Source organism: Streptomyces sp. NPDC002133, assembly GCF_040296405.1.
Lineage (GTDB): Bacteria > Actinomycetota > Actinomycetes > Streptomycetales > Streptomycetaceae > Streptomyces.
The window spans coordinates 19,949-33,135 of the sequence record NZ_JBEOXF010000002.1 but is presented as its reverse complement, the minus strand read 5'-3'; the positions used below and the strand labels follow the sequence as shown (position 1 = coordinate 33,135).

At 72.7% G+C, this 13,187-nt stretch carries 11 protein-coding genes; 6 read left to right on the top strand and 5 right to left on the bottom strand.

Features of this window, described 5'->3' with window-relative positions:
• The first annotated feature begins 55 nt into the window (after window positions 1–55).
• The 5 genes from ABT078_RS02505 (at window position 56) to ABT078_RS02485 (ending at window position 5,968) form a co-directional block, all read left to right on the top strand.
• Window positions 56–787, top strand: a complete 732-nt coding sequence (locus ABT078_RS02505) for a TetR/AcrR family transcriptional regulator (protein ID WP_351222999.1) — start codon at window positions 56–58, stop codon at window positions 785–787.
• Between the two features lie 65 nt (window positions 788–852).
• Window positions 853–1,131, top strand: coding sequence for a DUF8847 domain-containing protein (locus ABT078_RS02500; protein ID WP_351222997.1), 279 nt, complete (start codon window positions 853–855; stop codon window positions 1,129–1,131).
• Window positions 1,132–1,175: 44 nt separating this feature from the next.
• The gene (locus ABT078_RS02495; protein WP_351222995.1) at window positions 1,176–3,599 is read left to right on the top strand and encodes an outer membrane protein assembly factor BamB family protein; all 2,424 of its coding nucleotides are present in this window, start codon (window positions 1,176–1,178) and stop codon (window positions 3,597–3,599) included.
• Between the two features lie 537 nt (window positions 3,600–4,136).
• Window positions 4,137–4,727 carry a flavodoxin family protein gene (locus ABT078_RS02490; protein ID WP_351222993.1) on the top strand — a complete coding sequence of 197 codons (591 nt, stop codon included), beginning with the start codon at window positions 4,137–4,139 and terminating at the stop codon, window positions 4,725–4,727.
• 407 nt (window positions 4,728–5,134) lie between these two features.
• Window positions 5,135–5,968, top strand: a complete 834-nt coding sequence (locus tag ABT078_RS02485) for a coiled-coil domain-containing protein (protein ID WP_351222991.1) — start codon at window positions 5,135–5,137, stop codon at window positions 5,966–5,968.
• A gap of 190 nt (window positions 5,969–6,158) precedes the next feature.
• Here the strand turns inward: ABT078_RS02485 and ABT078_RS02480 are convergent, their stop codons facing one another.
• The 5 genes from ABT078_RS02480 to ABT078_RS02460 are packed head-to-tail and all read right to left on the bottom strand — an operon-like array spanning window position 6,159 to window position 11,929.
• Entirely contained in the window at window positions 6,159–7,394 is a 1,236-nt protein-coding gene (locus ABT078_RS02480) for a styrene monooxygenase/indole monooxygenase family protein (RefSeq protein ID WP_351222989.1), read from the bottom strand.
• 15 nt (window positions 7,395–7,409) lie between these two features.
• Window positions 7,410–8,057, bottom strand: coding sequence for a GTP-binding protein (locus ABT078_RS02475; protein WP_351222987.1), 648 nt, complete (start codon window positions 8,055–8,057; stop codon window positions 7,410–7,412).
• Window positions 8,038–8,448, bottom strand: coding sequence for a DUF742 domain-containing protein (locus ABT078_RS02470; protein WP_351222985.1), 411 nt, complete (start codon window positions 8,446–8,448; stop codon window positions 8,038–8,040). Before ABT078_RS02470 ends, ABT078_RS02475 begins: the two co-directional genes overlap by 20 nt.
• Complete coding sequence (locus tag ABT078_RS02465) at window positions 8,448–8,936, bottom strand: roadblock/LC7 domain-containing protein (RefSeq protein ID WP_351222983.1); 489 nt, start codon at window positions 8,934–8,936, stop codon at window positions 8,448–8,450. The genes ABT078_RS02470 and ABT078_RS02465 overlap by 1 nt, the downstream gene beginning before the upstream one ends.
• Complete coding sequence (locus tag ABT078_RS02460; protein ID WP_351222981.1) at window positions 8,933–11,929, bottom strand: sensor histidine kinase; 2,997 nt, start codon at window positions 11,927–11,929, stop codon at window positions 8,933–8,935. Before ABT078_RS02460 ends, ABT078_RS02465 begins: the two co-directional genes overlap by 4 nt.
• A 378-nt stretch (window positions 11,930–12,307) precedes the next feature.
• Between ABT078_RS02460 and ABT078_RS02455 the strand changes: the two genes are divergently transcribed.
• Entirely contained in the window at window positions 12,308–13,099 is a 792-nt protein-coding gene (locus ABT078_RS02455; protein ID WP_351222979.1) for a protein phosphatase 2C domain-containing protein, read from the top strand.
• Window positions 13,100–13,187 lie beyond the last annotated feature (88 nt).

Here is a 13,187-nt window from a genome sequence, read left to right as displayed (position 1 = left end):
ACGGTCCGCGGCACACCGCCCCCCGGTGCCCGAGAGCGGCGGTTACGCTGCCCGTATGACCCCGAGTGCTCCCGCGACGAATCGCGCGTACCGGCGCCTCAGTGTGGAGGAGCGGCGCAGTCAGCTGCTCCGCGCCGCCCTCACCCTGTTCGGGCACCGAGCCCCCGAGGACGTGTCGCTCGACGACGTCGCCGAGGCCGCCGGGGTGTCCCGGCCGCTGGTCTACCGCTACTTCCCCGGCGGAAAGCAGCAGTTGTACGAGGCCGCCCTGCGCAGCTCCGCCGACGCGCTCGTGCTGTGCTTCGCCGAGCCGCCCGCCGGGCCGCCCACCGAGCGGCTCGGCCGGGTCCTCGACCGCTACCTCGTCTTCGTCGACGAGCACGACGCCGCGTTCAGCGCCCTTCTGCGCGGCGGCAGCGTCGCCGAGACGTCCCGCACCAGCGCGATCGTCGACGGGGTGCGGCGCGCCGCCGCCGAGCAGATCCTGGTCCACCTCGGGGTCCCGGACCCCGGCCCGCGGCTGCGCATGATGGTGCGCACCTGGATCGCCGCGGTGGAGGCGGCCTCGCTGATCTGGCTGGACGAGGACAAGCAGCCGCCCGCCGGCGAACTGCGGGTCTGGCTCGTCGACCATCTGGTCGCCCTGCTCGCCGCGACCGCGGCCTCCGACGAGGAGACCGCGGGCGTCGTCCGGGAGCTGCTCGCCCTGGAGACCCCGTCGGGCCCGGTCGGGACGCTCGCCCGGCGGGTGATCCCCGTCGTGGGCGACGCCGGTCACCTGCTGTAGCCGTCGAGGCGGCCCGGGCCCCGGCCCGAGGAGACGCGACAGGGGGCCTGCGCGAGACTGGGCGGGTGAGAAGCGAGAACACCCCCTTCGTCGGCGGCCCCCTGGACGGCCGGGTCCTGCCCGTCCTCGTCGGCCCCACCGGCAACCCCCCGCAGTGGTACGAGGTTCCGGTGCCGGACGACGCCGGCGGGCCGCCCACCGTGTACGCGTACCGCCGCGTCCCGGCCGGCCACACCAAGCGGCTCGGGCTGCCGCGCGGCTGGCGGTACGAGTACGCCCCCGGCGGCCGCGAGCGCCGCACGCTCAACTGGCCCTGGTCGAAGCCGAAGCGCGCCGATCGGTAACCGAATAGGATCACCGCGAACGCACCACCAGGGGGGAGCTCGCCGTGGAGCCGCTTCAGCAGGACGATCCGCGCCGCATCGGCCAGTACACGACGCTGCTGCGCTTCCGCGAGACCGCGAGCACCGTCCAGTACGTCGCACACGGCGGCCCCGACGACGCCACCGTCGTCGTCTCCCTCGCCAGGCCGGGGCTCGCCGCGCTTCCGGCGTTCCGGCGCCGCTTCGAGGCGGAGGCGCGCACGGCGGACCGGCTGGCGGGCGGCTGGGTGCCGGCACCGGCCGGCGCTGCCACGGACGGGCCGCAGCTGTGGACCGCGTACGGCTACGTTCCCGCCCTCACCCTCGCCGAGGCCATCGCCCTCGCGGGACCGCTGCCGGAGCGTGCCGTACGGATACTGGGCGCGGGGCTCGCCGAGACCCTCTCCCGGGTCCACGCGACCGGCACCGTGCTGCACGGCCTCACCCCGGAGACCGTCCTGCTGGCGGCCGACGGTCCCCGGCTCTCGGCCTTCGGCGCGCTCGGCGCCGCCGCCCACGCCCAGGCGGGCCCGGGCGGGCGGCTCTCCGTGCGCCTGGCCTCCCTCACCCCGGAGCAGGTCAAGGGCGAACAACCGGGCACCGCATCCGACATCTTCGTCCTTGGCCTGCTCCTCGCCTACGCCGCCACGGGGACGACACCGGTCCTGCCCGACGACGCGTCGCCGACGGCCCAGGCCCCCGAACTGGCCCGGATTCCTGAGGAGTTGCGCGATCTGGTGGCCTCGTGCCTCGCCGGGGAACCCGCCTCCCGTCCCTCGGCAGGCACGGCCGCGGCCACGCTGGCCCTGGAGGGCGCCTCGGCCCTGGCCAAGGACGGCTGGCTCCCGGAGCCCGTGGTGACGGCTCTGGCCGCCCAGGCCGCCGCGGTGTCGGCGGCCCGGCCACCCACGGCGACCGGCACCGGACGGAAGACCCTTGCCCTCGGGGCCGTCGGCCTGCGCGTCGGCGACAAGGTCACCGCCGCCCTGGGCATTCCGCGGGTCCGGGTGGGTGGCGCCGCGCCGGTGCCGAGCGCGCCCTCGGCCGGTGGCGTGGCGGGCCCGTCCGGCGCCGGGCCCGCGGTCATGCCCGCATCCGCACCTGTGTCGGCACCGGCACCCGCAGTCTCCGCCCCTGCCCCCGTTGCCGTCGCGCCCGACCCGGCGGCCGCGCCCAAGTCCGACCTCACCGCGTCCGTGCTGGCCGCCAAGGCCGACGCCGAGCGGCGGGTGGTGGTCGCCGGAGCCGTGGCCGGAGCCGCCGGGCTGCTGCTCGGCGGGGGCATCGGGGTGGCCGTCGCCGGTGGTGACGCCGAGCCCGCGGCCGCCCCCACGGCCCCCGCGAAGGCCCCCGCGCCCATACCCGGAGCGCCGCCCGCGCCCCTCTGGGCGTACGACCACACGGGCAGCGGCCCCTTCGAGGCCGCCGTCTGGCGCGACCGGATCGTCGTCATCGGCGACGCACGCCAGAGCACCGGCGTCGATCTCCGCAGCGGCCGTCGCCTCTGGACGCAGCCGGGAGCGCAGACCGCGTACCGGCCCTTCCTCGCGGGCGACGGCGTCTTCGTGATCGGCGCGACGAACTTCCTGTGGCTCTCGCCGCAGGACGGCACGGTCCGGCACCGCGTCGCCGCCCCGGCGCACATCACCTCCGTCGCCGCCGACGACGGACCGGTCGTCTGGTTCACCGGGACCGCGGGCGCGGGCACGTACCTCTTCGCGTACGACGCCGTCGCGCGGAAGGAGCTCTGGCGCACCCAGGTCCCGAACGGCCGCGCCCGCGACGCGCTGCCGAGGTACCAGGGCGTCGCCCTGCGCCCCGACGGCATCCTCGTACGGCAGGACGGTGCCTCGCTCACCCCGCAGCAGCGCAAGGCCGACAAGGGCCTCGCGCTGTTCACGGTGTACGACCGGGTCGGTGGAAAGCGACTTTCGGGCAAGTACTTCACCGCCGTGCTGCCGGACACCACCGTCTCCGGCGACACGGCGGGCCGGGTGTACGCGGCGGTCGGCGACGGCCTCCACGCGTTCGACTCGCGCAGTGCTAAGCGCGTGTGGCAGGCCGCCGGAACCGCCGCCCCGGGCTCCACCGGCCGGAACGCCTTCGGTGAGGGCGTCGTCCACGACGGCACGCTCTATGTCGGGACCGCGCACCACCAGCTCCACGCCCTGGACGCGGCGACGGGCACGACCCGCTGGTCCCGGTCCACGGAGGCGGGTGGCGGGGGGAGGCCGCGCATACTGCTCTCGTCCGGTGCCCGCACTGCGCTGGCGCTGGAGGCCACCCAGGTCACCGCGTTCCGGACGGCGGACGGCAGCCGCCTGTGGAAGTTCCAGGACGCGGGCGGCACCACGCCCGCGAAGCCCGGCGGCTACCGCGGCGTCGTCGCCGGGCGTACGGCCGTCGTCTGGCGCGACAGCACCCTGTACGCGCTGCCTCTCGACCGCTGAACGGACACCGAGGTCAAGGCCTGCGGTCGGCGACGGTCGCGCGTTCCGGCTGAGGCCGCTGCCGCGAGCACGGAGCCGATGGGACCCTCGCCGACCGAGCCGCGGTCGACCCTGCCACCTGCCCACCGAGTTCGTTCCTGTACCGACACAGGAACACGGACACGCGGTCCTGCGCGGTGCCGCGCGGTGAGCGACGGCATCGAGACGGCCTTTGCCCGCCCTTCGGGGTCCTCGGCGTCCAGCAGGCCTCGAAGCCGGCGTGCGCGGTGACGCGATTCGCACGTACGCAGCAGGTGGCGCCATCCGCGCCTCGCGGTCGGAAGCGGATGACGTGACCGGGTGCCCGTCGGCCCAACTTCACATCATCAGGTAGCGAAAAAGGGTGGATAGTCCAAAAAATCACCTTCGATGTCACGGAGACGGAGGCTGTTCGGTCTAAGCGGGCATGGGGTCGACTCCACGCCGCCACGCGGGAGGATCGTCGACCTCCCGGCTCCCGGAGGGAGTCAGTCACCCCACTGCCAGGAGGAAACCTTGATGACCAGCCCCGTCGTCGCCATCGCTTACCACTCCGGCTACGGCCACACCACCGTCCTCGCCGAGGCCGTGCGTGACGGCGCCGTGCAGGCCGGAGCCGTCGCCCACCTGATCAAGGTCGACGAGATCACCGACGAGCAGTGGGAGCTGCTCGACGCCGCCGACGCGATCGTCTTCGGTTCGCCGACCTACATGGGCACGGCTTCCGGCGCCTTCCACCAGTTCGCCGAGACCACCTCCAAGCGCTGGTTCGTCCACTCGTGGAAGGACAAGCTCGCCGCCGGATTCAGCAACTCCGGCGCCAAGAGCGGCGACAAGCTCCACACGCTCCAGTACTTCACCGTCCTGGCGGCCCAGCACGGCATGACCTGGGTCAACCTCGGCCTTCACCCTGGCTGGAACAGCTCCACCGCCTCCGAGGAGGATCTCAACCGCCTCGGCTTCTACCTGGGCGCGGGCGCCCAGTCCCACACCGACCTCGGCCCCGAGGAAGTCCACAAGGCCGACATAGCCACCGCCGAGCACCTCGGCCGCCGCATCGCCGAGCAGGCCCGCATCTACGCCGCCGGACGCGCGGCCGTCGGCGCTTGATCCGACGGCTGCCCCGCCTGCCCAACCGCCGCTGAACCCTGAGGCCCACTGGTCAGCGGTCACCTCACCGAGGGCGCCGGGTCTGTCGGCAGCACGGCGCCCGGGCCGGGAATTCACGCGGCCGGTACACCCTCGGGTGTACCGGCCGCTCCGCATCCGCACGCCTCGTGCACGTCGGCACCTTTCGGCACTGTCCGTATGCGCGGCCCGGCGGCGGTCCCGCGCTCAGCCGTCTCATGGCCACACGGCCACGCCCTGCGGTTTCACGCCTGCGCCAGTCACCACGCCGCCGCACTCGCCGATCACCCCGTCGTGGGTGACGGTGTTGCGCCGAAACGGTCACCCAGGGCGTTCATCACACAACCGAAGGCGCATCATCGCTCGCATAACCCCTGTGAGGTGATGATGTGTCAGACAGCCTGCTGCGTTCGATCTGCACGACCGCACTGGCCGCCGTCACGGTCTTCGCGGTGACAGCGACACCGGCGGCGGCCGGGCCGGACGACCCGGTCGCCACGGCGGCCCCGGGCGGCTCGGAAGCCTCGGGCGTCCCGGAAGCCACGGTCGTCCCGGATGAGGAGGGCAAGCCTGGCGGCCGGCCCGCCCCTGGCAACCCCGCGGCGCGGACCGTCACCGGGCTGCTCGGCCGGCTCCGCGAGCTGTACTGGCAGGCGGAGGAGGCCGGCGAGGCGTACTACACGACCCGGGAGAAGCTCACGGTGCAGCGCACCGAGACGAAGCGGCTCGGCACCGCACTCGCCGACGCGCGCAACGCGCTCGCCCGCAGCCGCGGCGAGGCGGGCCGGTTCGCCCGCCAGCAGTACCAGGGCGACTCGGAGCTGTCCGTGTACCTCCATCTGCTGTTCGCCCGTAATCCCCGGATCGCCCTGGACCAGGGACACCTCATGGAACGGGCGGCCCGTGACCGGGCAGCGACGATCGCCCGCCTGGAGCGCGGCGTGGCCTATGCCGACGGGCTGGCGACACAGGCACGCAAGGCGTTGGATCGCCAGCAGTCGCTGGCCGAGACGCAGCGGGAACAGCGCGCCACCCTGGACACGCGTCTGAAGGAGGTGGCAGCTCTGCTTGCGTCCCTCCCTTCGCAGCAACTCGTGGGACCGACGGATCCCGAGCGCACGAGCACCGAGGAACCGCAGCAGCGCGAGGTGCCGGAACCGGGTGCGCTCGACAGCGCCGCCCGTACGCCCCAGGCGGACACGGAGACCGAAGCGCTGCGGTAGAGCACGTCGATGCGGGGACGGCATCACATCAGTGCGAGCGTGGCGGAGAACGAAGGCCCGGACACAGTGTCCGGGCCTCTGATCTTGTTCTTTTGCGGGTGGTTCTGGGCCGTCTGTGGGCCGTCCGAGGGTGACCCGCGACGGCCAATGACGACCAATGACGACCGTCAGAGTGCTGGTCAGAAGCCGGTCAGGCGCCGGCGACCGACCCCAGGTACGCCGCCGTCTTCTCCGGCTCGTAGAAGAAGTTCTCGAAGTCCGCAGGGTCGTTGAACCCGTTGGCGAACCGGTCCGCCACCGGCTGGAGTTCGCCGGCCGCACCGATCAGGTTGAGGACGTGCTCCGGCGGGACGCCGAGCATCGCGTTGGTCCACTTGGTGACGTGCTGCGCGGTGTCCCAGTAGCGGTCGAAGGTGGACTGCATCCACTCCTCGTCGAACGGCTTGTCGCCGTGCTCCACGATCGACGCGAGGTACGCTGCGGCGCACTTGGCCGCCGAGTTGGAGCCCTGTCCGGTGATCGGGTCGTTGGCGACGACGACGTCCGCGACGCCGAGCGCGAGCCCGCCGCCGGGGAGCCGGCCGATGGGGTTGCGCACGGTCGGGGCGTAGCGGCCGGCCAGCGTGCCGTTGGCGTCCGTCAGCTCCACCTTCGTCGCACGCGCGTACTCCCAGGGCGTGAACTTCTCCATCAGCTCCAGGGTCACGGAGAGGTGCTCCGCGGGGTCCTTCACGCCCTGGAAGACATCGAGCGGTCCGCCGGGAATGCCCTCCCAGAAGAGGATGTCGGCACGGCCGGACGTGGTGAGCGTCGGCATGACGAAGAGCTCGCCGACGCCGGGCACCAGGTTGCAGCGGACCGCGTCGTAGTCGGGGTGCTCGGGGCGCGGGCCGAGGCCGTGGACGTAGGCGACGGCGAGGGCGCGCTGCGGCTCGGCGTACGGGGAGCGGGAGGCGTCGCGGCCGAACATCGACACCAGTTCGCCCTTGCCTGCGGAGACCAGCACCAGGTCGTACGTACGGGAGAAGTAGTCCAGGTCGGAGACGGCGGCGCCGTGGATGACGAGCTGCCCGCCGCGCTGGGCGAACGTCTCCATCCATCCGGCCATCTTGACGCGCTGGTCGACGGACTGGGCGTAGCCGTCGAGCTTGCCGACCCAGTCGATGACCCTCTGGGTGTCCGGACCGGTGACGGAGACACCGAGGCCCTGGATCTTCGGGGCCTGGGACTCCCAGAAGTTGATCTGGAGGTCCCGCTCGTGCTGCAGCGCCGTGTCGAACATGCACTGCGTGGACATGACCCGGCCCGACCGGATCTCGTCCGCCGTGCGGTTGGACATCAGGGTGACTTCGTAGCCCTGCGCCTGGAGGCCGAGGGCGAGCTGGAGTCCGGACTGACCGGCGCCGACTATGAGGATCTTCCGCATGGCGGGGCTCTTTCGTTACAGGGCGGGGACTGGACGGGGCTCTTCGGGGGTGACGTCGAGCGCGTGGCCCACGATCGCGAGCAGCGACTCGATCACCGTGATCCGCTTGCGCGCGTCCATGATCACGACCGGGACGTGCTCGGGTACGCTCAGGGCCTCCCGCACGTCCTCGGCCTCGTAGGCCGGTGTCCCCTCGAAGTGGTTGACGGCGACGACATAGGGCAGCCCGCAGCTCTCGAAGTAGTCGAGCGCCGGGAAGCAGTCCTTCAGCCTCCGAGTGTCGGCCAGCACGACCGCGCCGATCGCGCCGCGCACCAGGTCGTCCCACATGAACCAGAAACGCTGCTGGCCCGGCGTGCCGAAGACGTACAGCACGAGGTCGTCGTCGAGCGTGATCCGGCCGAAGTCCATCGCGACGGTCGTGGTGAGCTTGCCGGGCGTCGAGGTGAGATCGTCGGTCTCCTCGCTCGCCTGGGTCATCAGCGCCTCTGTCTGCAGCGGCACGATCTCGGAGACCGACCCGACGAAGGTCGTCTTGCCCACGCCGAACCCGCCCGCGACCACGATCTTGGTGGCGATCGGGGCGCGGCTGCGGTCGTTCTGCCAGGGCTGTACGTTCTCGTCCTCCACAACGGTGGGGAGGTCAGAGACGACGGAGTCCACTCAGCACCCTTTCGAGCAGCGCGCGGTCGGGACGGCCGTCGCCGTACCCGGTCCCGTACACACGTATCTTTCCTTGGTCCGCCAGGTCGCTGAGCAGCACCCGGACGACCCCCAGCGGCATCTTCAGCAGCGCCGAGATCTCGGCGACCGTACGCATCCGTCGGCAGAGCTCGACGATGGCCCGCATCTCGGGCATGACCCGGGAGGCCAGGTTTCCGTTCGTCAGTTCCTTGCGCTCGTCAGCTGCTTCGAGCGCGGCGACGAACGTCTCGACGAGGAGGACATGGCCGAAGCGGGTGCGGCCGCCGGTGAGCGAGTACGGGCGGACGCGGGCCGGGCGTTTGCCGTCTCCGCGCAGGGGAAGCCGGGGGGCGGGCTGGGCGGCGGGCATCACTGGGCGCTCTCCAACGATTTGCGCAGCTCGCTGCGGAGTTCGGGGGTGAGTACGTGTCCGGCTCGACCGACGAAGAGCGCCATGTGGTACGCGACGACGCTCATGTCGACGTCGGCGATCGCGTGCACACCGAGCAGGGAGCCGTCGCTGATGGACATCACGAAGACGCTGCCTTCCTCCATCGTGACCATGGTCTGCTTGACGCCGCCGCCGTCCATCAGCTTGGCCGCGCCGGCGGTGAGGCTGGCGATGCCGGAGACGATGGTGGCGAGGTCGGCGCTGGAGCCGCGCGGGCCGTCCTGGCGTGCGCGGGCGGCTGGAGCGGGCGCGGAGTTGTGCGCCGGGTCGGAGGACAGCAGCAGGAGTCCGTCGGACGACACGACAGCGACGGAGCGGACTCCTGGGACCTCCTCCACGAGGTTGCCCAACAGCCAGTGAAGGTTGCGGGCCTCACTGCTCAGCCCGAATGTTCCGGTGGCGGTCAACTGCGTGCCTCCTCGACGGTGTCCCCCGATTCCTCGCTGTGTTCCTGGTCTTCCTGGACTGCGATCCGGATGTTCTGCGTGGTTTCGGCGAGCTCCGCCTCGACGTCCCGGCGGCCGTCCTTCGCCCCCTGGTGGAAGCCGCCGAGGCGGCGGCGCAGCGCCTCCGCGTCGACGGTCCTGGTGCTCCCCGCGAGCGGGGTGGCGGGTGCGACGATCTTGGGCGTGCGCTTGGGCAGGCCCTTGTCGGTGACCGGCTCGGCCACATCAGGACCGCCGGCGACGCCGGCGACGCCCGCTTCCTCGGCGCCGTCGACACGGTCGGCACCGTCAACGCCGTCGGCGACCCGCTCGTGGGCGTCGGGCTCGGGCGAAGGGTGCGGGAGGCGGACCTGGAGGGTGGTCTCGGGGGTGGTGGCCGGCTCCGGTGCGGGTGCGGGCACCGGAGCGGTCGTCTCCGCGACGGCGGCCGGCTCCTGCGCGGTGGCAGGCTCCATGGCGGTGGTCCGCTCGGGCTCCGGCCCGTTCTCGGCCTCCGCGTCCACATCCGTCCCGGTCCCGGTCCCGGCCTCCGTGTCCACGTCCGTCCCGGTCCCGGCCTCCGCGTCCGTCCCGGCCTCGGTCTCCTCCTCCGCCTCCGCCGCGCGGACGGACTGCTCCGCCGCAGCGATCAGCCGGTCGCTCGCGGCCGAGCGACCCGGCAGCGCGTTGGAGTTGGCCTCGGCGACCGAGCCCGGCAGGTTCAGCATGGGCGCGTCACCCGGCATGGGCGTCGCCTGGGGCGTGGCGATGGGCGGGGCGGTCGGCAGCAGCGCCTTCGGGAGGACGACGACGACGGCGATCCCGCCCTGCTTCTGCTCGCGCAGCTGTACGCGTACGCCGTGCCGACGGGCCAGCAGAGCGGCCACCCGCAGCCCCAGGCCCTCCCCGTCGACGCCTGCGGCGGGCTCCGGGTCGGCGAGCCTGGCGTTGAGTTCCTCGAGCCGGGCGGCGGCCATGCCGATGCCCTCGTCCTGGACGGAGAGCATCACCTCGCCGCTCTCCAGGAGCCAGCCGGACAGCTCCACCTGGGCGTCCGGCGGCGAGAAGGATGTGGCGTTCTCCAGCAGTTCGGCGACCAGGTGGCTGAGGTCGTCCGCGGCGAACCCGGCGACCTGCGCGTGCGGCGGCAGCGACTGGATGGTGATGCGCTCGTACCGCTCGATCTCACTGACCGCAGCCCGCATGACGTCGACCAGCGGCACCGGGCCCGCGTGGGCGTGCCCGTGCTCGGCGCCCGCGAGCACCAGCAGGTTCTCGCTGTGGCGGCGCATGACGGTGGCCATGTGGTCGAGTTTGAAGAGGGTGGCGAGGCGCTCCGGGTCCTGCTCGCGCTCCTCCAGCTTCTCGATGACGCCGAGCTGGCGCTCGACGAGGCCGAGGGTGCGCAGCGAGAGGTTGACGAAGGTGTGGCCGACGGTCTTCCGCAGCTGCTCCAGCTGCTCGGTCACCTCGGTGACCCGGCCTTGGAGTTCGGCTCGCTGGGTGGCGAGCTCCTCGCGGGTGGCCGCCAGGTCGTCGTGCGAGGTGTCCAGCCGGTCGGCACGCGCGGCAAGGTCGACGAGCTTGCCGTGCAGAGCGTTGAGGGACCGTACGACCTGGGCGAACTCGTCGTTGCGACCGGTGAAGCGGACCGGCTCCTCGGCCTCGGCGGCGGGCGCGGCGGCGAGTCGGGCCGCGCCTATGCGCAGCACCGCGAGCGGGCGGGTCAGGGTGCGGGCGACGGCCGCGGAGATGCCGATCGCGACGAGCAGGCAGCCGCCGAGCAGGGCGATGCGCAGTTCGAGGGCGGTGACGTCGTCGTCGCGCAGCTGTCCCAGGCGCTCGACCTGGGCGGAGGCGAGCGCGGACTCGACGCCACGCATCTGCTCGATACGGGCGGAGAGGGAGGACTCGAGCCGCTCGCGGTTGGACTTGAGGTCGCCCTCCGAGAGCTCGGGCTGGTCGGTGAGGCGGGTGAGATAGCCCTCTGCCGTCTTGACGTCGGGGCCGGTGACGGTGGCGCCGAGGCGGTCGCGGGCGTCGCTGCTCGCGGCCTGGTCGAAGTCGGCGAGCGCGGCGAGCTCGCGGACGCGGGCCTGCTGGGCGGCGGCGCTCAGGGCGTTGCGGGCGGCCTCGGCCTCCTTGTCGCCCTCGTCCTCGACGGGCAGCCCGGTGATGGGGTCGTAGGAGGGGCCGTCGTCCGACGGTTCCGGGACGGAGAGTGCGGCGATCAGCAGTCCGCGGCTCGCCGAGGCCTGCTCGACGGCGAGACCGAGAGCGGCGGGCGCCCTCGTGCCTCCCCCGGACTCCGTCCCCGGGGACATCCAGGCGCGGGCCGGGGTGCTCTCGGCGAGCTCGTCGGCGAGCGCGTGCAGCGTGGCGATGATGTCGGTGTACGCCTTGTACGCCTCGAGAGCGGTGCCCTTGCCGCCGAGCGCGGTGCGCCGGACGGACGGCACGGTGGCGAGGCCCCGGGTCAGATCGGCGTGGTCGGCCGGGAGGTTGCCGCGGATCTCGTCGATCTGGCGGTCGACACGGGCGCTGTGGCTGGCGGAGACGGCACGGCGGTTCTTCTTGGGGCCCGTCTGGTCGTCGCGGCCCGCGGCGATGTACGCGGTGACCTCGTCACGCTCGTCGGCCATGGAGTGGGCGAGGGTGACGGCCTGCCGGTTGAGCTCGGCGAGGGTGACGAGCTGCTGGGACTCGGCCAGTTCGTCCGAGGCGGTGAGGACGGCCGGGGCGCCCGCGGCGACGACGGTCAGCGAGACGGCCGCGACGCCGGCGACGAGCCTGCTGCGCACCCGGACGGAACGACCGCCGGGCACGAGGCCCTCGTGTCCCGTGCCGGCGGAGGCCGGTCCGGCCGGGGAGGTCCCTGTGGGGTTCCCCGCGGGGGTCGCGGGCGTCGACGCCTCCCGCCCCGAAGACGCCGTACCGGGCATTCCGCCCTTGCCCCGAGGCCGCTTCTTCTGCACCGGTGCTCACATTCTCGACTCGTCCGCCCATGAAGCAGAGGTGACGGCCGGTCACAACACGAGAACGCCCTCCCACCCCTGGTACGGCTTACGACCATTCCAGCGCTTTTGAGAGGGGGACGCGCATCGGCCACTCCGCCACCCGAACGAGTGAACAACACTCAGGAGTTGGTCAACAACTCGCCCAGGGGCGCACTCCACCCCCGCCCGGGACACGGGCTGGAACTTCGGCGCGGGCTTTGGCAGGATGCCCGCCCGCAGCCCGTCGGAGTCGATCATTCCGACCAAAAGCCGCTGGTCGCCCAGGTGGTGCAGGCCAATTCCGCGTTCTTGCGGGCTTCGTGAAGGAGTCGTGGCGGCTCGGGCAGACTGGGGATCATGCGTTTCGCACTCGCGACCGAACCGGGCGATCCCGAACGCCCCAACGAGGACTGGGCGTCCATCGCGCTCCCCGCGTCCGGCCAGGGCGGTTGCCTGGTGGCCCTGGACGGGGTGACTCCTCCCAGGGGAGACGACGGATGTGTGCACGGGGTGCCGTGGTTCACCGCCCGGCTCGGTGGCGCATTGATCGAACTGTCCGGTTCGCGGCGGGATATACCGCTGACCGAGGTTCTGGCGTTGTCCATCCGGCGCACCGCGGATGCCCACCGCGACACCTGTGAGCTTTCTCACGTGCGTACGCCGCAGGCGACGGTCGTCGTCGCACGCTGGGACGAGGAGTGGGTCGAGCAGCTCGTCCTCTCCGATTCGACCCTGCTGCTGGAGTCGCCGGACGGGTCCGTGCGGGCCCTTCTCGACGACCGGCTGGACCGGATCCCGCGGGAGATCCTGCGGTCACTGAGCGCGACCGACGCCCTGCGCAACAAGGAGGGCGGCTTCTTCACGGCGGCCGCGGACCCGGCGGTGGCGGAGCGCGCGGTCACGGACCGTACGCCACGGGCGGATGTACGGGCGGTGGCGGCGCTCACCGACGGCGCGTCCCGCTGGACCGACCTCTTCGAGGAGGGCGGCTGGGCGGACCTCGTGGGTCTGCTCGACAAGGAGGGGCCGCACGGGCTGATCGAGCGGGTGCGGGCGCTGGAGCGCGCGGACGCGGCCCGGGGCGGCGCGCGGCGCTGGAAGAAGCACGACGACGCGACGGCGGTGTACGCGCGGCTCGAGGGACCCTGAGGGTCCCGGAGGCCCGGGCGCCCCCTGGCAGCTCGGGGGCCAGGGGGCGTGACGGGCCTGGGGCGTGACGGGCCTGGGGCGTGACGGG

Bases quoted from the DNA above. Each gene is read 5' to 3' on its own strand.
- ABT078_RS02505 (WP_351222999.1), top strand. From the start codon at position 56: ATGACCCCGAGTGCTCCCGCGACGAATCGCGCGTACCGGCGCCTCAGT.
- ABT078_RS02490 (WP_351222993.1), top strand. From the start codon at position 4,137: ATGACCAGCCCCGTCGTCGCCATCGCTTACCACTCCGGCTACGGCCAC.
- ABT078_RS02480 (WP_351222989.1), bottom strand. From the start codon at position 7,394: ATGCGGAAGATCCTCATAGTCGGCGCCGGTCAGTCCGGACTCCAGCTC.
- ABT078_RS02470 (WP_351222985.1), bottom strand. From the start codon at position 8,448: ATGCCCGCCGCCCAGCCCGCCCCCCGGCTTCCCCTGCGCGGAGACGGC.
- ABT078_RS02455 (WP_351222979.1), top strand. From the start codon at position 12,308: ATGCGTTTCGCACTCGCGACCGAACCGGGCGATCCCGAACGCCCCAAC.